At 65.4% G+C, this 19,065-nt stretch carries 19 protein-coding genes; 9 read left to right on the forward strand and 10 right to left on the reverse strand.

Going from position 1 to position 19,065, the window contains the following annotated elements:
* The first annotated feature begins 12 nt into the window (after window positions 1-12).
* From ACVMB0_RS28850 to ACVMB0_RS28860, 3 genes are all read left to right on the forward strand, one after another.
* Complete coding sequence (locus ACVMB0_RS28850) at window positions 13-903, forward strand: LysR family transcriptional regulator (RefSeq protein ID WP_456754386.1); 891 nt, start codon at window positions 13-15, stop codon at window positions 901-903.
* A 75-nt stretch (window positions 904-978) separates the two neighbouring features.
* The gene (gene ruvX, locus ACVMB0_RS28855; protein ID WP_461348416.1) at window positions 979-1,461 is read left to right on the forward strand and encodes a Holliday junction resolvase RuvX; all 483 of its coding nucleotides are present in this window, start codon (window positions 979-981) and stop codon (window positions 1,459-1,461) included.
* A gap of 2 nt (window positions 1,462-1,463) precedes the next feature.
* The gene (locus tag ACVMB0_RS28860; RefSeq protein WP_461348417.1) at window positions 1,464-2,393 is read left to right on the forward strand and encodes an AEC family transporter; all 930 of its coding nucleotides are present in this window, start codon (window positions 1,464-1,466) and stop codon (window positions 2,391-2,393) included.
* Between the two features lie 6 nt (window positions 2,394-2,399).
* On the opposite strand, the gene ACVMB0_RS28865 is transcribed toward ACVMB0_RS28860, so the two are convergent.
* From ACVMB0_RS28865 to ACVMB0_RS28885, 5 genes are all read right to left on the reverse strand, one after another.
* Window positions 2,400-2,657, reverse strand: coding sequence for a hypothetical protein (locus tag ACVMB0_RS28865; protein WP_461348418.1), 258 nt, complete (start codon window positions 2,655-2,657; stop codon window positions 2,400-2,402).
* A 73-nt stretch (window positions 2,658-2,730) separates the two neighbouring features.
* The gene (locus ACVMB0_RS28870; protein ID WP_461348419.1) at window positions 2,731-3,927 is read right to left on the reverse strand and encodes a calcium-binding protein; all 1,197 of its coding nucleotides are present in this window, start codon (window positions 3,925-3,927) and stop codon (window positions 2,731-2,733) included.
* A 240-nt stretch (window positions 3,928-4,167) separates the two neighbouring features.
* Window positions 4,168-4,923, reverse strand: coding sequence for a lysostaphin resistance A-like protein (locus ACVMB0_RS28875; RefSeq protein ID WP_461348420.1), 756 nt, complete (start codon window positions 4,921-4,923; stop codon window positions 4,168-4,170).
* A gap of 66 nt (window positions 4,924-4,989) precedes the next feature.
* Complete coding sequence (locus ACVMB0_RS28880) at window positions 4,990-5,760, reverse strand: lysostaphin resistance A-like protein (protein ID WP_461348421.1); 771 nt, start codon at window positions 5,758-5,760, stop codon at window positions 4,990-4,992.
* Window positions 5,761-5,770: 10 nt separating this feature from the next.
* The gene (locus ACVMB0_RS28885; protein WP_461348422.1) at window positions 5,771-7,414 is read right to left on the reverse strand and encodes an acyl-CoA dehydrogenase family protein; all 1,644 of its coding nucleotides are present in this window, start codon (window positions 7,412-7,414) and stop codon (window positions 5,771-5,773) included.
* Window positions 7,415-7,831: 417 nt separating this feature from the next.
* Here ACVMB0_RS28885 and ACVMB0_RS28890 point away from each other — a divergent pair, with 417 nt between their 5' ends.
* From ACVMB0_RS28890 to ACVMB0_RS28900, 3 genes are read left to right on the forward strand one after another with little or no spacing between them, the layout of a single operon-like run.
* Window positions 7,832-9,289, forward strand: a complete 1,458-nt coding sequence (locus tag ACVMB0_RS28890) for an HlyD family secretion protein (protein ID WP_461348423.1) — start codon at window positions 7,832-7,834, stop codon at window positions 9,287-9,289.
* Window positions 9,290-9,303: 14 nt separating this feature from the next.
* Window positions 9,304-10,506, forward strand: coding sequence for a hypothetical protein (locus ACVMB0_RS28895; RefSeq protein WP_461349726.1), 1,203 nt, complete (start codon window positions 9,304-9,306; stop codon window positions 10,504-10,506).
* A complete protein-coding gene (locus ACVMB0_RS28900; RefSeq protein ID WP_461348424.1) occupies window positions 10,506-12,482 on the forward strand; it encodes a glycosyltransferase family 2 protein in 1,977 nt (658 codons plus the stop codon). Before ACVMB0_RS28895 ends, ACVMB0_RS28900 begins: the two co-directional genes overlap by 1 nt.
* A gap of 47 nt (window positions 12,483-12,529) precedes the next feature.
* Here ACVMB0_RS28900 and ACVMB0_RS28905 read toward each other — a convergent pair whose 3' ends face one another.
* The 4 genes from ACVMB0_RS28905 to ACVMB0_RS28920 form a co-directional block, all read right to left on the reverse strand.
* Complete coding sequence (locus tag ACVMB0_RS28905) at window positions 12,530-12,853, reverse strand: hypothetical protein (RefSeq protein WP_461348425.1); 324 nt, start codon at window positions 12,851-12,853, stop codon at window positions 12,530-12,532.
* On the reverse strand, window positions 12,854-12,982 hold the full coding sequence (locus ACVMB0_RS28910) for a hypothetical protein (RefSeq protein ID WP_461348426.1): 129 nt from the start codon (window positions 12,980-12,982) through the stop codon (window positions 12,854-12,856). It lies immediately after the preceding gene.
* Window positions 12,983-13,018: 36 nt separating this feature from the next.
* Window positions 13,019-13,432, reverse strand: coding sequence for a hypothetical protein (locus ACVMB0_RS28915; RefSeq protein WP_461348427.1), 414 nt, complete (start codon window positions 13,430-13,432; stop codon window positions 13,019-13,021).
* A gap of 128 nt (window positions 13,433-13,560) precedes the next feature.
* On the reverse strand, window positions 13,561-14,319 hold the full coding sequence (locus ACVMB0_RS28920) for a M15 family metallopeptidase (protein WP_461348428.1): 759 nt from the start codon (window positions 14,317-14,319) through the stop codon (window positions 13,561-13,563).
* A gap of 238 nt (window positions 14,320-14,557) precedes the next feature.
* On the opposite strand from ACVMB0_RS28920, the gene ACVMB0_RS28925 reads away from it, so the two are divergent.
* The 3 genes from ACVMB0_RS28925 to plsY all read left to right on the forward strand — a co-directional run bounded on the left by ACVMB0_RS28925 (window position 14,558) and on the right by plsY (window position 17,656).
* Complete coding sequence (locus ACVMB0_RS28925; RefSeq protein WP_456754375.1) at window positions 14,558-15,511, forward strand: aspartate carbamoyltransferase catalytic subunit; 954 nt, start codon at window positions 14,558-14,560, stop codon at window positions 15,509-15,511.
* 4 nt (window positions 15,512-15,515) lie between these two features.
* On the forward strand, window positions 15,516-16,817 hold the full coding sequence (locus ACVMB0_RS28930; RefSeq protein WP_456754374.1) for a dihydroorotase: 1,302 nt from the start codon (window positions 15,516-15,518) through the stop codon (window positions 16,815-16,817).
* Window positions 16,818-17,059: 242 nt separating this feature from the next.
* Window positions 17,060-17,656 (forward strand): glycerol-3-phosphate 1-O-acyltransferase PlsY, encoded by a 597-nt coding sequence (gene plsY / locus ACVMB0_RS28935; RefSeq protein ID WP_456797970.1) that lies wholly within the window; start codon window positions 17,060-17,062, stop codon window positions 17,654-17,656.
* Between the two features lie 115 nt (window positions 17,657-17,771).
* On the opposite strand, the gene ACVMB0_RS28940 is transcribed toward plsY, so the two are convergent.
* On the reverse strand, window positions 17,772-19,010 hold the full coding sequence (locus ACVMB0_RS28940; protein ID WP_461348429.1) for an amidase: 1,239 nt from the start codon (window positions 19,008-19,010) through the stop codon (window positions 17,772-17,774).
* Window positions 19,011-19,065 lie beyond the last annotated feature (55 nt).

Raw genomic sequence — 19,065 nt, forward strand, 5'->3', positions numbered from 1 at the left:
CGGTGGTCTCAGATGGAATTGACCGACCTGCTCACCTTTTCCACGGTCGCCCGGCTCGGCGGCATCACCCGCGCCGCCGACGAGCTCAACACCGTGCAGTCCAACGTCACCCAGCGCATCAAGGCGCTGGAGGCCGAGATCGGCACCGCTTTGTTCGAGCGCCACAGCCGCGGCATGTCGCTGACCGGCGCCGGCCGCCGGCTGTTGCCGTATGCGCAGCGGATGGCGGCGCTGACGCGCGAAGCCGTGCTCGCCGCACGCGACGACGGCGAGCCGAGAGGTCCGCTGTCGATCGGCTCGATGGAGACGACTGCTGCGGTCCGGCTGCCGACGCTGCTCGCCGAGTTTCACCGCCGCTATCCCGCCGTGCGGCTGACCTTGCGCACCGCGCCGACCGCCGATCTCGTTGCTGCGGTGCTCGACGGTTCGCTCGACGGCGCCTTTGTCGCCGGCCCGATCGAGCACGCCGAACTGGTGGCGACATCGGCCTTTACCGAGGAACTGGTGCTGGTCACCGCACAGCGCTGGACATCGCTATCCGCGTTGCGCGCCGGCACGCCGGAGTCGGGCCCGACAGCGCTGGTGTTCCGCACCGGCTGCACCTACCGCCAGCGCCTCGAACAGGTGTTCACCGAATTCGGCTGGCCGTCGGCCGCGCGCTTCGAGCTCGGCACGCTCGACGGCATGGTCGGCTGCGTCGCCGCCGACATGGGCGTGACGCTGCTGCCGCGCGCCGTGGTCGAGCGCGACCACGTCCAGCGCGACATCAAGATCCACAAGCTCAGTCCGCAGCACGCTCGCGTCGAGACGCTGTTCATCCAGCGCCGCACCGCACATCAGTCCAGCGCGTTGCAGGGACTGGCCGCATGCCTTGGCGGCGCCGACCGGGTGATCGCCGCCTGACCGGCGTTTTCGCATGGACGCCCGCCCGCCGCCGGGCTTTGCCTCGGCGCGCGGGTGCGTGCTAAGCGCAAGGCCATGCCCGCCCCCATCCTTCCCTTGATCGAAGCCGCGGCGCACTGGCACGAGCGCGGCGCGCTGGTCGGCCTCGACCTCGGCACCAAGACCATCGGCGTTGCCGTGTCGGACCCGGACCGGCGGCTCGCGACCGGTGTCGAGACCATCCAGCGCAAGCAGTTCAAGGTCGACGCGGCGCGGCTGCTCGCGATCGCAGCCGAGCGCAATGCGGTCGGCTTCGTGCTCGGCCTGCCGATCAACATGGACGGCAGCGAAGGCCCGCGCGCGCAATCGACCCGCGCCTTCGCCCGCAATCTCGCAAACCTGACCACGCTTGCGATCGGACTGTGGGACGAGCGGCTGTCGACCGCAGCCGTCGAGCGCGAGCTGATCGGGATGGACGTCAGCCGCAGCAGGCGCGCCGAGGTGATCGACGAGCACGCCGCGATCTTCATCCTGCAGGGCGCGCTCGACCGGCTGGCGAAGCTGCGCGGGGAGCGCTGACCATGGCCGTGGTGATCGCGGCGCTGCTGCCGGTGTTCCTCTTGATCGTGCTCGGCGTCGTCCTCAAGCGCAGCCTGATGCGGCTGGAGACCCAATGGCACGGGCTGGAGCAGCTGACCTATTACGTGCTGTTCCCGGTGCTGCTGGTGCAGACGCTGGTGAAAGCCGACCTGTCCACGGTCCCGGTCGCAGGCGCCGGCGGCGCGTTGCTGCTCGCGGCGCTCGTGATGTGCCTGCTGTGTCTCGCGCTGCGCGCGCCCCTCGCCCGCGCCAGGGTCGATGGTCCCGCCTTCAGCTCGATCTTCCAGGGCGCGACGCGCTGGCAGACCTATGTCGCGCTGTCGGTGTCCGGCAATCTCTACGGCAAGGTCGGCCTTGCGCTCGCATCGGTTGCGATGGTTGCGATCATCCCGCTGGTCAACGTCTTCAGCGTCGCCGTGCTGGCGAAATATGCCTCATCCGGAAAGCGGTCGGCGGGCGCGATCGTGATGACTGTGGTGAAGAACCCACTGATCTGGGCCTGCGTGATCGGCCTTGCCATCAATGTCGCGCACATCCCGCTGCCGAAACTCTGGCACGATGTCGCCGATGCGCTGGGCGGCTCGTCGCTGGCGATCGGCCTGCTGGTCACCGGCGCCGGCCTGCGGCTGGAGGGCATCTTCCGCCCGAGCCTCGCCGCCAGCGTCGCGCTGGCGCTGAAACTCGTCCTGATGCCGGTGCTGACGGTCGCGCTCGCGGTATGGTTCGGCGTCACCGGCGCCAATCTCGCGATCGTCGCGGCCTGCGCCGCGGTGCCGACCTCGCCTTCGGCGTATGTGCTGGCGCGCCAGATGGGCGGCGACGCACCGCTGCTCGCCCAGATCATCACGCTGCAGACGATCCTGGCCGCGATCACGATGCCGGTCGTGATCGCGGCGGTCGGGCTGCGCTGATCGTCGCTATTTCCCGCTCGATCCGGTGAACGCCGTATTAAGCGCATCACCGTTCGGCTGCCAGCTGCGGCCATCGAACTGCAGCAACCGCAATTGCTCGACAGGCCGGAAGCCACTGCTGTCGATCTTGATGCCCGGCAGCAGGGCCGACGCCTGGTAGTCCCCCAGCGCCGCAGCCTGCTTGATGACGTTCTCGCGCGACAGATCGTTGCCGCATTGCCTGAGCACCAAGCGCCGGTGCGCCGCTCCGTTCCGGATCGTCAAGATGCAGAGGATCCGGGGGCGATCACGTTGGGTCGAAGGGCTGTTCCAGCGGGGATCTTCGCGGATGTCCCGCTCAGCTGATGATCTTGAAGTCGCCTGCCACCACACTGGTGGCGGTTGCCCCGTTCAGCCACACTGCGGTGTCGGAATTGAGCTGGACCACGAAGTAGGCGCCATTCTGATAGGAATGCGCGAGCACATCGGCAAAGGACTGGAAGCCCGAACCATTGAGCTGCACCGTGTCCTTGCCCTCGGTCCAGTCCTGCACCACATCGATGCCGCCCTGGCTGACATTGAAGGTATCCGTGCCGATGCCCGTGCCCGGACCGCCGCCGTTGCCGCCATAATAGTAATTCACGCCGGTGCCGCCGTCGAAATAGTCGTTGCCGGCGCCGCCGATCAGAACGTCGGTGCCCGCGCCGCCGTACATCACGTCGTTGCCGGTCCCGCCGTACTGATAGTCGTTGCCCGGCCCGCCGTACAAGGTGTCGTTGCCGTCATCGCCGATCTCGGTGACGTTGCCGGCTGCGCCTGCGATCTCGACGTCATTGCCGGCGCCGCCATAGGCCACGTCGCGTCCCGCGAGGCCGGTGGAGAGATAGAGCCAGTCATCACCGCCGCCGCCTTCGAGCAGATCGCGGCCATCGCCGCCGACCAGCGTATCGTTCAGGGATCCGCCATACAGGCTGTCGTCGCCGGACCCGCCATACAGGCGCGCCGCGCCGACCGCCACCATCAGATCATTGCCGTCGCCGCCGAACGCGACGTTCGGGATCGAATAGATGACATCGTCACCGGCGCCGCCGTAGATGGTGCCAGGGTCGCCGCTGTAAACGCTTCCCGGCACCACCAATCCGCCTGGAAGCGCGACAAAATCGCCATCATGCGTATAGCCCGACGATCCGAAGATCGTGTCGTTGCCATCGCCGCCGTAGATCATATTTTGCTGGTAATCGATGTAGTTGGGCGAGTAAGGATATCGAATATTCGGAAACTCGACGGAGTCCGAACTTGCGAATATGACGTCGTTGCCCGCACCGCCGTAGAGATACTTGGTATCGAGCGCATTTGACGGGACGCCATAATTGTACAACCAACCTTGCGGTTGACTGCTGTCCCCATAAACAACATCGTTTCCGTCGCCGCCATAGATGGAATCGCCGCCGTTGCCGCCCGCCAGCGTGTCGTCGCCGCCATAGCCGTTGATGACATCGTTGTCGCTTCCGCCGACGAGACTGTCGTTGCCGGAGCCACCATCATAGATCGCCATCGCATTCTCCCTGAAAATGACTTTGAAACCTTCAAGCCGCGATATTCGCTGAGGATACTACAGCACTCCCCCGGAGGTTGTATGACAATCCTGTCATATGACGGTGCCCGAAGCGCCGTGGACGGGCGATCCGGGACTCCCGACCAGCCGTCGCGGCGCCGGCCTCGCCGCCAAGCGATGTCATGGCGCGCCAAGTGGGCGACGCTCCCTGCTCGCTTGGATCGATGGTTGCCGGCGAAGCTAGGTGTAAGGGCCCCGCACAAGAAAACAAACCATGTTCATGGCGGAATGAACGATCACTGTCAGCCAAGTCGAATTGCTGCGCCAGCGAAAATAGCCAAGAGCAAGACCAGAGACGAAGATCCAGAAACGCCAAAACCAATCGTACTGAGTATGCATCATCGCCCACACGACTGACGTCAGCACGATGGCGCCAGTCGGACCGAGGAACGACTGCGACCAGCCGCGAAACATGAATCCGCGGACAACGAATTCCTCCATGATCGGTATGGCAATGCAGACTGCCACAAGGAGTGTCAACAGCCCGCCGGGTCCTTTGACGATCAGGAATGAATCGGGTGTGCCGTCCTCCGAACCGATGAGGAATCCGCTCCAGCTCTCGGCAACCATTATGATGGCCATGAACACCAGACCGCGAACCACCTCATTTCTGCTCGGCCAGTTGAGCGCAAGATATTCGGCGAACCCGCGGCCGGCCATTCGGATCGCGATCCAAAGCACGCCGATCGCCAACGGGCTCGCGATGATGATGGCTGGACCTTGCCATCGCCCCTGGGCTGCGAAGTCCTGGAATTGAGCCGGTGACATCGTAGCTACGCCATCTTGCAGCGCGACGATGAACGCCACGGCGAAACCTCCCGCCAGCACATAAATGGCGTAGGCGATCAGGACGACGAATGCGGTCCCCGCGAAGTCCCAGGTTCGCGGCGGCGCCGAAGCAGGTGTCTGCGCGCCGGCATTCTCAAAGTTCGACATGCTGGATTCTTCTGCAACAATTTGGCAGCGAAGGTGGGCCCGAACTCAACCTAGCATATCGGACGATCAGCCCGCCAGCCACCAGGTCTGGATCGTCGCGGCAAAATTGTTCAGGCCGTGCAGCAGGATGGTCAGCCAGGTCGAGCCGGTGCGGAAGCGCAGATAGCCGAACAGGAGCCCGATCGTCAGCACCTGGCAGAGGAAGAACCAGTCGTATTGCAGGTGCATCACCGTCCACACGATCGACGACAGCAGGATCGCGCCGTAGGGACCGAGCCGGGATTCCGACCAGCCGCGATAGAGCCAGCCGCGCGCGAACAGCTCCTCCCAGAGCGGCGCGGCGACGGCGAAGGCAATCACCAAGAGCCAGAGCGCGCTGTGCTCCTGCGCCGATTTCAGCACGTCGCCCATGAAGCCCGGCGCCACTTCTCGGCCGGCGGCGCGGGACACCATGTCCCAGGCGCCGACCAGCACGATCAGCGCGACGATGCCGATGATGACGTTCTTCCACGACGTCCAGCGCAGCCCGAGATAATCGGCAAACGAGAGTCCGGTCCGGCGGATCGCGAACCACAGCACCAGCAGCACCATCGGCAGGCCGGCGAGGACCGAGAGCGAGATCGTCAGGCCGTCGGCGACCACATGGGTGATGCCTCCTGTCGACATCTCGCCACCTTGCGCGATGATCCGCCAGATGATGACCGCGAGCTGGCCGAGGAACATCGCGGCGAAGATCAAGAGACCCCACAGCGCGGTGCCCCAGAACTTCCAGATCCGCGGCGGGCGCGGCGGCGGTTCGATCGCGGCCGGCGACGTATCGGGATTGAGTGCGTCCATCAGCAAACCTTCATGCTAGCGCCCGCGCCAGCAGCGCGCGTTGATCGGCTTCGGAAAGATCCACCGCGCCGTACATGCCGGCGTGGCGTTCGGCAAGCCGTGTCGCGGCGAACAGCTCGGCGCTTTTCGGCGAGACCTGGTTGAGCGCCGCGGCGGCCGCCAGCAGCGCCAGCTGTTCGACCGCAAGCCGCGCGACGCGCTCGCTGTCGGGACGGCGGAACGACTGCCCGATCGATGCGACGGCCTCGGCGGAGCCCGGCAGGCCCTTGGCCTGATCGGCGAGCGCACGCAGCACGGCGAGCGCGGCATCGGCCTCGCGGCCGAGCGCGCGCAGCACGTCGAGGCACATCACATTGCCGGAGCCCTCCCAGATCGCGTTGACCGGCGCCTCCCGGTAATGGCGCGCCAGAATGCCCTCCTCGACATAGCCATTGCCGCCGAGGCACTCCATCGCCTCATAGAGGAAGCCGGGTGCGCTCTTGCAGGTCCAGTATTTGATCGCCGGTGTCAGCAGACGCATAAAGGCGGCCTCGCCCGCCTCGCTGGACGCGCGATCGAAGGCGCGGCACAGCCGCATCACCAGTGCGATGGATGCCTCGACATGCAGCGCCATGTCCGACAGCACCGCCTGCATCAGCGGCTGATCGGCGAGATGCTTCTGGAACACGCTGCGATGCCGCGCATGATTGAGCGCATGCGCGAGCCCGGAGCGCATCAGGCCGGCGGATGCGATCGCGCAATCCTGCCGCGTCAGCTGCACCATCTGGATGATGGTGCGGATGCCCTTGCCCTGCTCGCCGATCAGTTCGGCATGAGCGCCGTGGAATTCGACCTCCGAGGAGGCATTGGAGCGGTTGCCGAGCTTGTCCTTCAGGCGCTGGAAGTGGATCGCGTTGACGGTGCCGTCGGGCGCAAAGCGCGGCATGAAGAAACAGCTCAGGCCGTCCTTGGTCTGCGCCAGCACCAGGAATGCGTCGCACATCGGCGCCGACATGAACCATTTGTGCCCGGTGATGCGATAGCCATCGCCGTCGCGCTCGGCGCGCGTCATGTTGGCGCGCACATCGGTGCCGCCCTGCTTCTCGGTCATGCCCATGCCGAGCGTCATGCCGCGCTTGGTCCACCACGGCGCAAAGCCCGGGTCGTAGGCGCGCGTTCCGATCACCGGCATCGTCTTCGCCAGGATGTCCGGCTGCGAGGCCAGCGCCGCGACCGAGGCGCGGGTCATCGTGATCGGACAGAGATGGCCGGTCTCGACCTGCGCGGCGATGTAGAACTTCGCCGCGCGCACCACCTCGGCGGCGCCGCCGGCCGGCTTGCCGTCCATGGTCCAGGTCGAATTGTGCACGCCGGCATGCGCCGAGTGCGCCATCAGCTCGTGATAGGCCGGATGAAACTCGACCTCGTCGCGGCGATTGCCCCTGGCATCGAAGCTGCGCAGTTTCGGCGTGTTCTCGTTGGCGATGCGGCCGCGCTCCGCCATGGCGGCGGATCCCCAATGCCTGCCGAAATCGCTCAGCTCGGCCGTGGCCGCGGCGGCGCCATTGGCCGCGACGGCCGCGACCAGCGGCGCATCCGTCGTGAACAGGTCGACGTTCCAGAACGGCGGCGACTGGTTGAGCACGTCGTGGGTGGCAAACGGAGCCTGCGTCATGGTCTCCTCGGCATTCGTCGCGCATCGGAATCGGGGGATCATAGCCCGCGCGCAGGCGCCGGGCAGCGAAAAATGCGGCTTTCGCTGCGCCCCCTATTCATGAATTGGGCTGATTTGCCCCGCGCGGCTGGTGCCCCGCGCCAATGGCGGCGCAATGCCGGCGTCGCCAGGGGCGCGGAAGGCTGCGAGCGCCCCTTTGACCTCGACTGACCGCCCGTCCTTGCAGTTGGAACCTGCACTCCGGTTGGAGACCGCTTCTCTCGTGATCCACCGCTCTTGCCGCGATCCTAATCGCCGCATTTTTGGCAGCAACCAAACGCGGTCAGCATTGTTGCAGTCGCTAGCCTGCGCCGGGAAAAACAGTCAGCCAACCACAAGAAGCGCGCATCCAGGGCCCTCCCAACCGAAAGAGAACTGATGATTGATAGATCCGAAACCGGCGGCACTGTGCGGAAACATCATGCAATACTGAGAATATCCGCGGTCGGCGTCGCGGGATTGCTGTCTATCCTGATGCTGACAGCGGTAGCGCCCCCGATCGTTGCAGATCAATCGGATCGCGCCGTGGTCAACGCACCCGTTACGCTTCTGACGGCGCCAATCAGCGGCGAAATCGATGTGTTGACGGCGCTTCCGGGCCACGACGTCCGCGATGGCGACACGCTGGCGCAAATCAGCAATCCAAGGGTTGATCGCGGGACACTCATCTCGTTGCAGGAAAAGGCGTCCGACGCACGGCAGAAGCTCGATGCGACGCGCTCAAAATACGACTCGGACGTCAACTATGTTTCGTCTCTCGACGGCGAGCTCGCTGACCAGACAAACCAGCTCAAGGGCCAGTTCCAGTCGCAGATCGAAGAGCTTCGCGCCCGCGTCGCTCAATCCAACGCTGCGAGCAGTGAAAAGAAGGCTCTGGTGGACCGACAGAGCAATATGGTGACACGCAATGCCGCGAGCATGGACATGCTCAGGCCGACGACCCAGCAATATGCTGCGGCGATGCATGGCGCGGACGCAGATATGGCCAAGCTGAATCAAAAGACGGCACAGCTCAACGCCCTAAGCAAGGGCATCTATATCGGCGACGAATTGGTTGCGCTCAATAATCTCGCTCAGAAACGCAGGGACATCGACTTGGACGCCATGCGGATGAAAATCGAGGAAAAGCAGCAAACCGCAGTGCTTGCCGACCTGGAGCACCTGATCGACGCCGAACAAAAACGGCTGGCGACGTTGGCCGATGCCAAAGTCCTTGCGCGCGGCCAGGGCAAGGTCTTGACCGTCGGCGCCGCGATGGGGCGACACGTGAGCGCCGGTGATACGATCAGCTCCGTCATCAACTGTGACAAGCGCTTTGTTGTCGCCATCTTCTCCTACCGGCAGGGCCAGAGCATGACGCCCGGCACGCGCGTCCGTATCGACGGCAGCTCGTTGCGATCCGGCCTCGTCACCGCGGTCGTGCCGAAGACCAGCGACAAGGCCGACGAACGCTTTGCGGTTCCGTTCCCGCAAACCGAGCGCCGCGAACTCTATGCCATCATCACCCCGGATCCGGCGAACGACGGCGGACCGGCACAGCAGGCAGCCACGGCGGAGGAGTCCGCCTGTCCGGTCGGCCAATGGGTGACGGTGACCCGCGAGAACGGCGTCGTCCCCTCGATGTCGGTCACGTGGCGACGGCTCGGCCATTTCGTCGCGGCGTGGATGCGGAACGACGCAAGCACCGTCAACGCCGCGCAGAACACGTCATCGGACGCGGACGCGCGGCGTGCTGGCATGGCTCGTCTGCACGATGCATTCCGGGCCTCGCAACCGCAGCAGCCAACGGCCGATGAGAACGCGTCGCCCGGAACTCGTACCCTCGTATCGCGATGAAGTCTGCCATCGTGATGACGCTATGCGCGGCCGTCCTGGGCGCGCCCGCAGCGGGCCACACAACCCCAACCGCAAACGCATTCTGCGCCGGGTTGAAAAGGGCGGTCGCCCCGCGCGCAAGCGCGGCTGACGCGGTTTTCATCCGGAGTTACGACCCCGGCACGGATGAACCGGCGCTTCCGGCGGGTCTCGCCACGACGGCGTTCGTCTACGACAACGCACTCGCCGCCATTGCGCTGATTGCCTGCGGCAATGTGTCGGATGCGAGGCCGATCGGCAACGCGCTGAGCCGCGCCGTTGGCAAGGACCGCAGCTTCGATGATGGCCGCGTGCGCAACGCCTATCGTGCGGGCGCGGTGAACAAGCTCGCTCCCGATCTGCCGGGCTGGTGGGATGGACATGCCAATATCTGGGCGGAGGACGCGGCGCAGGACGGCAGCTCGACCGGAAACGTCGCCTGGGCCGCATTGGCATTGCTGACCCTGCATCAGGCAACCGGGGACTCTCAATATCTCGCCGACGCAAGGCGCTTGATCGACTGGGTGATCGACACAACCGCTTCTCAAGACGGCTTTTACGGCGGCTTTCACGGCTATGATCCGAAGCAGGTCAAGCTCACCTGGATGTCGACGGAGCACAACGCCGACGTTCACGCCGCCGCGCGCTGGCTGTTTAGCCTGACCGGCGACCGGAAATACGACGGCGCGGCCGGACAGGCCAAGCGTTTGCTCGATCGCGCTTTTCGCGGCGATCACTTCCTGCTTGGGACCAAGCCTGACGGCAGCCTTGCCAACGAAGGCTTGCTCGCGCTCGACGCTCAGCTTTGGCCCTGGATGGCAATCCCTGAATCGCCCGCGGCGTGGAAGAGCACGCTCGGTTTCGCGAAAGCTCACCTCGGGGTCGATGGCGGCTTCGATTTCAACGGCGATCGCGACGGCCTCTGGGTCGAGGGCACGGCGCAGGCCGCCTTGGCCTACCGGATCGTCGGCGACACCCACGAAAGCGATCGCCTGCTGGGCAACCTGAAGGCCGACCAGACGTCATCCGGCCTGCTCAACGCCGCACGACCGGCGCGACTGACGACGGGATTGTCGATCGATCCAACCGGCGGCGATCCCGATTTTTTCTATTATCGCCGCCCGCATCTCGGCGCGACGGCGTGGGCCGCGCTGGCTGAAACAGGCTGGAATCCGTTCACCGGGAAGAGGATACGCTGATGTTTCCGACTGCCGCCGACAATTCAACGATCCTGACCATCGACATCGGAATTTTGCTCGGGCTTCTGGTCATGGCGCGACTGCTGGAGCCGCTGCGCGCCGGCCATCGTATCCTGTTCGGAGCGACGACGATGGCCCTTCTGGTCGTTTACACGCTGTGGCGATGGAACGATACGCTACCGCCGTTTGAGTGGTCGGCGCAGAGTCTCTGGCCGCGGCTCTTCATTGCGTTCGAATCGCTTGCGATCCTGTACACGCTGATCTCGATCGTCATCCTGTTCCGCAGTACCGACCGCACCGCGCAGGCCGACGCCTCACAACAGCTTCTGGCTTCGGACGATCGCAATCCGGCTGTCGACATCTTCATCTGCACCTATGACGAACCGCTCGAAATTCTCGAGCGATCGATCCTGAGCGCGCTGGCGCTCGACTATGCCCATGCGACGGTCTGGGTCCTCGATGATACGAGACGCGACTGGCTGCGGGACTATTGCGATCGGGTCGGCGCGCGCCACCTGACGCGGCCGGATAACAAGGGCGCCAAGGCCGGCAATCTCAATAACGGATTGATCGCAACCGCTCGCGCGACCAATGCGCCGGTCATTCTGGTGCTCGATGCGGATTTCGCGCCGCGGCGAGACTTCCTGAAGCGCACGATCGGCCTGCTGCTGTCCGATCCGGGCGTTGCGATCGTGCAGACCCCGCAATTCTACTACAACGCCGATCCGATCCAGCATAATCTGCTGGCCGAAAAGAGCTGGGTCGACGATCAACGCTTCTTTTTCGACATCTTTCAACCGGCCAAGGATGCGTGGGGCTGCGCATTCTGCGTCGGCACCTCCTTTGTCGTTCGCCGCGACCGTCTGGATGAGATCGGCGGCTTTCCCGAGCAGGCCGTCTCGGAGGATATCAATCTCACCTACACCATGCTGGCGCACGGCTATCGCACCGCCTGGCTCAACGAGCCGCTCAGTTTCGGACTTTCAGCCGAAGGCATTCCGGAATACGTCACCCAGCGAGCTCGCTGGTGCCTCGGGACCATCCAGGTCGCCCTGCTGCGCAACGGACCGCTATTTGGCCGCGGCTTCCGCTTCACCGAGCGCTGGCACTACCTGCACGGCGTGCTGAACTGGCTCTCCAAACCGTTCATGGTGCTGCTGTTGATCGCGCCGACAATCTATTGGTTCGGCGGGCTGCCCGCGTTCGAGGCCGACTATCAGTCCTTCCTGCGCTACGGCATGCCGGCGCTGCTCGGGCAAATCGTCTACATGAGCTGGATATCGCGCGCGCGGACGCTGCCTTTGTTCATGGAGGCGACCCACGCCGTCACCTGCTTTGCGGTGACCGCAACCCTGTTCACCGCCATCGTCAAGCCATTCGGACGCCCCTTCAAGATCACCGACAAGGGAGGCGATCGATCGGCGCCGCGCGTTCACTGGAAGCTTGCCGCCATCTTTGGGTTGATCGCGGCCAGCTCCGCAGCCAGCATCACATGGGAGTTCATCTCCCCCTATGCCGCCGACGAAATCTCCTCTCTCGATTTCTTCAACCTGTTGTGGGCGGCGATCGCGATGTTGATCGCCTTCATCGCGTTTCTGGTCTGCTTCGAACTGCCGCGTTCCGGTCACATGTTCGAGACGAACGAGCTTGTCTGGCTCGCCGGCGAAGGAAAAATCCTTTCGTGCCGCCTGCTCGCAATATCGCCGTCCTCGGTGCGGCTCGCCGGCGCGGCTGGCGAGCCGCTCGAGCTTGCCGGCTGCCGCTATAAAATTCACCTGGAAGGGTCGGGATGGACCGACATGTCCATGGCCTCGCGATCCGGCCGCACGGTGCTGGCGCGTCTTGAGCCGAGCGCCGAACAATATCAGCGTCTGGTGGTACGGCTGTTCAGCGCGTCCCAGGACAACATTGCCGGCGTCGCCAGTCTTCGCGGGGCTCTGGCGGGGCTGCTGCGCCGCGGGTTTATTGGCGCTTAGCTGAGCTCGAACCGGTCGGATCGTTGGCGCATTGATCAGTCCCTGCCCTAGATGCTGCCGTGGCTCGGCGCATCGCGACCGAGCCGCCGGTCCAGCCAATCGTTGGCCCGGGTCCTGTTGGCCTCTTTCCGGGACGCCTGGAGCGGAAAGATGTCGCCGGCGTGCAGCGGCCGGTTATCGGGATAGGACGCCAGTTGCAGGCTCGATTCATGCGCGGCGCCGTCCACCGGGGAGATGTAGGCAAACCGGATCTCGATCTTGTGCTTGATGTCGTAGCCCTGCCATTTCGGATGGTTGCGCGCCAGAAGCTCGGTCAGTTCGCACGGCAGGAGATCGGACGTCGAGCTCCGATTGCCCTCGGTCTTCTCCATCTAGCATTGCTCCTTGACGCTGCTGACGCGCGCGTCGATCGGACGGAAGTTCACCCGCTTGTCGAGCTCGATGTAGGCATAGAGGCCCGCGACGCCGATAGCGATCAGTCCGTAGAGGCCCAGGCGCATGGTTGAACTCCGATCCTTTTCGAACCGCCGCGACGGTCAGATCGTGCGGGTCTTGTCCGCCTTGGTCTTGGAGGCCAGCACCGGAAACACGTCGCCGGCGCGCAGCGGCTTGCCGTTGGGGAAGGAGGACATTTGCAGGCTCGACTGGTGCGAGACGCCATCGACCGGCGAGACGTAGACCACGCGCACCTCGATCTTGTGCCTCAGGTCATAGCCTTGCCACTTCGGATGCTCCTTGCGCAGCAGCTCGGCGACCTCGCAGCGGGTCAGGTCGGAGGTCCACGTCGTCTTGGTGATGACGCCGCGCTCGACCTTTTCCAGATAGCATTGCTCGTTGACGGCGCTGATGCGCGCATCGACACGCTGATAATTCGCGCCCTTGTCGTACTGATCGTAAATCGCGATGCCGGCGGCGCCGACGGCAATAAGTGCAAAGACTGCTAGACGCATGCTTCGTGCTCCCGCAATGCCCGCACCTCATACGGACACAATTAAGGAGTGTTGAAAGCGCATTCAGCCACTTTTGCGATGGCAAGCTTTGGTTTGCCGAAACGCTTCAGATTTGAGGAAATTCCGCGCTATCGCGCCCGCCCGATCGGGAAATCATAGGCGCCGCCGCCGGCCCCCGGCAGCGAGAAGTGCCACCATTCCTTCGAATAGTTCACGAACCCCTGCCCGGCCATCGCCGCGACCAGCCTGGCCCGCCAGCGCCGCTGTGCCGGCGTGATCGAGCCGGCGGCGGTATGGGCCTTGACGTCGGAGCAGTCATAGCCGGTGCCCATGTCGACGCTGCCCTCCGGGGCGCGCGCGGCGGCGGGCGCCGTGCAGTCGGCATAGTCCGTGGCGGAATCGAACTTGCGCGAATTGTCGGCAGCCAGATCGACCAGCGTGAGATCGACCGCCGCGCCGGTCGAATGTCCCGAATGGGTGGCGATATAGCCGAGGCGGAACAGATCCGCCTTCGAGAACGCCGGGTTGTAGCGCCGCTCGGCGGCGGTCTCGGTGCCGTTCCTCGACCACGCCACCATGTCCGCGACCGCGCGGGCCGGCCGGTAGCAATCGAACATCTTCAGCGACAATCTTTGCCGCGCCAGTTCCTGCTGCACGGCCTTCAGGCGCAGCCCCACCTCCCGCTTCACCACGCATTCCGCCGCGCCGTAGCCCGCGATCGGCCGTCCCATGAAGTTGTTGGACGTCGCGTAGCGGATGTCCTGGAGGATGGTCGGATCGATGTTGCGCAGGAACACGAAGCCGCCGGGCAAGTTCTGAGCGAAGACAGGCGAGGTCGATCCCGAGATCAACGCGAAGGCCAGCAATGCGATCACGGCAATTCTCACCAGTCCCTGCTCCCCGGCGCTCGGTCCCGACCGTCCAATGGGCCATTCGGCTCGGCGCCATCCGCGGCCGGCCATCATGTCTTGTTCCGGAAAAACCAGCAAAAGCAAGGTGCCAATGCCCGGCGCCAAGCCCGGGCAAGACGGCCGAGACGACTGTCGCATCTTACTCGGGGAAAACTCCACCTAGCCCTCTTCGCGCTTGCCCCACCGGCCATCCGCGCCTATAGCTCTGGCTTTAATGACCCCATCATTGAAATCGACTTTTGTCCTCGGTCACCGGCATCTGCTGGGCATCGAGGGCCTTTCCGCTGACGACATCACGGGCCTGCTCGACCTCTCCGAGGAGTATGTCGAGCTCAACCGCCAGGTCGACAAGAAACGCGCCAGCCTGCGCGGCCGCACCCAGGTCAATCTGTTCTTCGAGGCCTCGACCCGGACCCAGTCCTCGTTCGAGATCGCCGGAAAGCGCCTGGGCGCCGACGTCATGAACATGTCGGTGTCATCGATGTCGACCCGCAAGGGCGAGACCCTGATGGACACCGCGGTGACGCTGAACGCGATGCACCCGGACATCCTGGTGGTGCGCCACCACGCCTCCGGCGCGGTCGAACTCTTGGCGCGCAAGGTTGACGGTTCCGTGATCAATGCCGGCGACGGCGCCCACGAGCACCCGACTCAGGCGCTGCTGGATGCGCTGACGATCCGCCGCAACAAGGGCCGGCTCGAGGGGCTCGTGATCGCGATCTGCGGCGACGTGCTGCATTCGCGCGTGGCGCGCTCCAACATCTTCCTGCTCAACACCATGGGTGCCCGCGTCCGCGTGGTGGCGCCCTCCACCTTGCTGCCGCCGGGCATCGAGCGGATGGGCGTCGAGGTCGCGCGCGACATGCGCGAGGGGCTGAACGGCGCCGACATCGTGATGATGCTGCGGCTGCAGCGCGAGCGCATGAACGGCTCCTTCGTGCCGTCGTCAGGCGAATATTTCCACTATTTCGGCCTCGACCAGAAGAAGCTCGGCTACGCCAAGCCCGACGCGCTGGTGATGCATCCGGGCCCGATGAACCGCGGTGTCGAGATCGACACCTTCGTCGCCGACGGCGCGCAGTCGCTGATCCGTGAACAAGTCGAAATGGGTGTGGCAGTGCGCATGGCGGTGCTGGAAGCGCTCGCCCGCAACCTGCCGAACGCGTGACGCCATGCTGATTGACCGCCGCCCCATCCTGCTCGCCAATGCCCGCGTCATCGATCCCTCCCGCGATTTCGACGGTCCGGGCGATGTCCTGATCGCCGACGGCGTGATCCGCGACACCAAGCGCGGCATCGGCGCCGCCGGCGTCCCCGAAGGCACCGACATCGTCAATTGCGCCGGCAAGATCGTGGCCCCCGGCCTGATCGACATGCGCGCCTTCGTCGGCGAACCCGGCGCCAGCCATCGCGAGACCTTTGCCTCCGCGAGCCAAGCCGCGGCCGCCGGCGGCATCACCACCATCGTCTGCCAGCCCGACACCTCGCCTGTGATCGACAATTCCGCCACCGTCGACTTCGTGCTGCGCCGCGCCCGCGACACTGCGATCGTCAACATCCATCCGATGGCGGCGCTGACCAAGGGCATGCAGGGCCAGGAGATGACCGAGATCGGCCTCTTGAAGGCCGCCGGCGCGGTCGCCTTCACCGATGGCGACCGCAGCGTCACCAACGCCCAGGTGATGCGGCGCGCGCTGACCTATGCCCGCGATTTCGATGCGCTGATCGTGCATCACACCGAGGACCCGCATCTGGTCGGCGAAGGCGTGATGAACGAGGGCGAATTCGCTACGCGGCTCGGCCTCGCCGGGATCCCGACCGCCGCCGAGTCGATCATGCTCGAGCGCGACATGCGGCTCGCGGGCCTGACCGGCGGGCGCTATCACGCGGCCTCGCTGACCTCGACCGAGTCGCTGGAGATCCTCAAGCGCGCCCGCGACGCCGGCTACAACGTCTCGGCCTCGGTCTCGATCAACCACGTGACGCTGAACGAGAACGACATCGGCCCCTACCGCACCTTCCTGAAGCTCGCGCCGCCGCTGCGCACCGAGGACGACCGCCGCGCGCTGGTCGCCGCGCTCGCCTCCGGGCTGATCGATGTCGTGATGAGCGATCACAATCCGCAGGACGTCGAGGTCAAGCGGCTGCCGTTCGCGGAAGCGGCGAGCGGCGCGGTCGGGCTGCAGACCATGCTGCCGGCGGCGCTCAGGCTGATCCACAATGGCGAGATGGAGTTCAAGACGCTGATCCGGGCGATGTCGACCCGGCCGGCCGAACTGCTCGGCCTGCCCGGCGGCACGCTGCGCGCCGGCGCGCCGGCCGACGTGATCGTGATCGACGCCGACACACCCTGGGTGCTCGACCGCGACGATCTCAAATCGCTGTGCAAGAATACGCCGTTCGACGACGCCCGCTTCTCCGGCCGCGTGACGCGGACCATTGTCGGCGGCCGCACCGTGTACGAGCACGTTTGAGTTTGGGTCGAATAAGTTTGGGCTCGAACTCAGCGCGCCGCGAGTTGCGACATCGCTTCCATCGTCGTTCCGACGACGATGGCCGCGACGTAAACGACAAAGAAAAGCTGCTCCAGCCGCCTGCGAACAGAAGCCATGACAAGCTCCCTCATTTCCAAGGCCATGGTGCGGATTTATGGTTAATATTTCATTGACGGGATGGTCCGACATCGGCCCGACCGACCGTCCGGGGGACCATTGCGATGTCTGCTGACGCGTTCCTGCTGGTCGCCTTCCTGATCGGCTATCTGCTCGGCTCGATCCCGTTCGGCATGATCCTCACCAGGCTCGCCGGCACCCAGGATCTGCGCACGATCGGCTCGGGCAATATCGGCGCCACCAACGTGCTGCGCACCGGCCACAAGGGCCTCGCCGCGGCGACGCTGCTCGGCGACATGCTGAAGGGCACGGTCGCCGTGATCATCGCAGGCACCATCGACGGCCCGAACGCCGCGATGCTGGCGGCGCTCGGCGCCTTCCTCGGCCACCTCTTCCCGGTCTGGCTCGGATTTCGCGGCGGCAAGGGCGTCGCGACCTATATCGGCGTGCTGCTCGGGCTGTTCTGGCCGGCAGCACTGATCTTCGCCGTGATCTGGCTCGGCACCGCCTACACGACGCGCTATTCGTCGTTGTCGGCACTGATCGCCGCGTTCGTGACGCCGCTGTTCCTGTGGTTCTTCGGCCACAACGCGCTCGCCTCGCTGTTCGCCGTGCTGACGCTGTTGCTGTTCTACATGCACCGCGAGAACATCAAGCGGCTGCAGGCCGGCACCGAAGGCAAGATCGGCGGGACGAAATAACCCTTTCCGTCCTTCCGGGACGCGCCGCTTGGCGCGGGCCCGGAATCGATTGGGCCGCATCAGTGGAGGAATGGATTCCGGGCTCTCGCTCCGCGAGCCCCGGAATGACGAGAGACTACTTCCTCAGCGCGTCCTCGACGAAACTCGCCGCCGCCAGCGCCTTCGCATCATCGCCAAAGCCTGCGATCACGGTGACGCCGACCGGCAAGCCGCCTTCGGCGGTCAGCGTCGGCACGTTGACGCAGGGCACGCCCATCAGGGTCCAGAGCCGGTTGTAGCGGGGATCCCCGGTCGAGCTCAAGCCGTGCGGCGCGGCGCCCGGCGCCGACAGCGTCAGCAGCACGTCGACGTCGGCAAAGAGCGCGGCCAGCGCCTGCCGCGCGCGCAGCGCGACGTCCATCGCCGCGTCGTATTCGGCCGGCGTGCCGCCCTTGCTCTCGTCGAGCCGGCCGCGCAGCAGCGGCGGCATCGCATTGTAGTTCTGGCCGTATTCCCAGGCGAAGGATTGATGCGCCTCGAACTCCTGCACCACCGGATGGATCCGCCAGGCCTCGGCGATGATCTCGGGCAGCGCGAGCTCGCGCACGACGGCGCCGGCCTGCTCCGCGACACGCGCGGCTGTCTGCACCGCCTCCGCACCCGACGCGTCAGGCGCCCCGGCGAAGGCCTGCGTCACCACGCCGATGCGCGGCGCAACGAGCTTCGACGGCACGGCCAGCTCCGGCCGCCTGGTCATCGCGGCCAGCCCCAACGCGACATCGCGCACGCCGGCGCCGAACAGCCCGACGGTGTCGAGCGTCCAGGAGAAGCATTTCACCCCGACGGTCGGCAGCAGCCGGTAGCTCGGCTTGATCGCGGCGACGCCGCAGAACGAGGCCGGCCGGATCACCGAGCCGCCGGTCTGGGTGCCGAGCGCCAGCGGGACCATGCCGGCGGCGACCGCGGCCGCCGAGCCCGCCGACGATCCGCCCGGCGTATGGGCGTGATTGTGCGGGTTGAGCGTTGCGGTCGGATCGTTCGCCGCGAATGCGGTCGTCGTGGTCTTGCCGACGATGGTCGCGCCGGCCTGCTTCAGCGCCATCACGACGGGCGCATCGGCGCGCGGCCGATGGCCGCGATAGATCGCAGCCCCCATCTCGGTCGGGAAGTCGGCGGTATCGATGATGTCCTTGATCCCGACCGCGATCCCGCGCAACGGCCCGGACGTTTGCGCACGGGCCTCCTGGTCGTAGCGGACGAAGGCGCCGATCGCATTGTCCTGCGCCCGGATCGCCGCCAGCGATTGGCCGATGGCCGCATCGGGCGACAGCGCGCCCTGCTCGATACGCGCTTGAAGGTCGGCAAGTGAGATCATGGAGACTTCCTGATGTTGGCGGCTGCTTTTAGCGCGTCGCGCGCGGTAGCGCCAA

It is taken from the genome of Bradyrhizobium sp. USDA 4451, from assembly GCF_054822585.1.

What these genes read in the sequence shown, in the direction of transcription:
- ACVMB0_RS28930 (WP_456754374.1), top strand. Translation starts at nt 15,516, where the DNA reads ATGCTGATTGACCGCCGCCCCATCCTGCTCGCCAATGCCCGCGTCATC.
- ACVMB0_RS28850 (WP_456754386.1), top strand. Translation starts at nt 13, where the DNA reads ATGGAATTGACCGACCTGCTCACCTTTTCCACGGTCGCCCGGCTCGGC.
- ACVMB0_RS28885 (WP_461348422.1), bottom strand. Translation starts at nt 7,414, where the DNA reads ATGACGCAGGCTCCGTTTGCCACCCACGACGTGCTCAACCAGTCGCCG.
- ACVMB0_RS28940 (WP_461348429.1), bottom strand. Translation starts at nt 19,010, where the DNA reads ATGATCTCACTTGCCGACCTTCAAGCGCGTATCGAGCAGGGCGCGCTG.
- ACVMB0_RS28905 (WP_461348425.1), bottom strand. Translation starts at nt 12,853, where the DNA reads ATGGAGAAGACCGAGGGCAATCGGAGCTCGACGTCCGATCTCCTGCCG.
- ACVMB0_RS28860 (WP_461348417.1), top strand. Translation starts at nt 1,464, where the DNA reads ATGGCCGTGGTGATCGCGGCGCTGCTGCCGGTGTTCCTCTTGATCGTG.
- plsY (WP_456797970.1), top strand. Translation starts at nt 17,060, where the DNA reads ATGTCTGCTGACGCGTTCCTGCTGGTCGCCTTCCTGATCGGCTATCTG.
- ACVMB0_RS28925 (WP_456754375.1), top strand. Translation starts at nt 14,558, where the DNA reads ATGACCCCATCATTGAAATCGACTTTTGTCCTCGGTCACCGGCATCTG.
- ruvX (WP_461348416.1), top strand. Translation starts at nt 979, where the DNA reads ATGCCCGCCCCCATCCTTCCCTTGATCGAAGCCGCGGCGCACTGGCAC.
- ACVMB0_RS28875 (WP_461348420.1), bottom strand. Translation starts at nt 4,923, where the DNA reads ATGTCGAACTTTGAGAATGCCGGCGCGCAGACACCTGCTTCGGCGCCG.
- ACVMB0_RS28900 (WP_461348424.1), top strand. Translation starts at nt 10,506, where the DNA reads ATGTTTCCGACTGCCGCCGACAATTCAACGATCCTGACCATCGACATC.
- ACVMB0_RS28915 (WP_461348427.1), bottom strand. Translation starts at nt 13,432, where the DNA reads ATGCGTCTAGCAGTCTTTGCACTTATTGCCGTCGGCGCCGCCGGCATC.
- ACVMB0_RS28880 (WP_461348421.1), bottom strand. Translation starts at nt 5,760, where the DNA reads ATGGACGCACTCAATCCCGATACGTCGCCGGCCGCGATCGAACCGCCG.
- ACVMB0_RS28910 (WP_461348426.1), bottom strand. Translation starts at nt 12,982, where the DNA reads ATGCGCCTGGGCCTCTACGGACTGATCGCTATCGGCGTCGCGGGCCTC.
- ACVMB0_RS28870 (WP_461348419.1), bottom strand. Translation starts at nt 3,927, where the DNA reads ATGGCGATCTATGATGGTGGCTCCGGCAACGACAGTCTCGTCGGCGGA.
- ACVMB0_RS28890 (WP_461348423.1), top strand. Translation starts at nt 7,832, where the DNA reads ATGATTGATAGATCCGAAACCGGCGGCACTGTGCGGAAACATCATGCA.
- ACVMB0_RS28895 (WP_461349726.1), top strand. Translation starts at nt 9,304, where the DNA reads ATGACGCTATGCGCGGCCGTCCTGGGCGCGCCCGCAGCGGGCCACACA.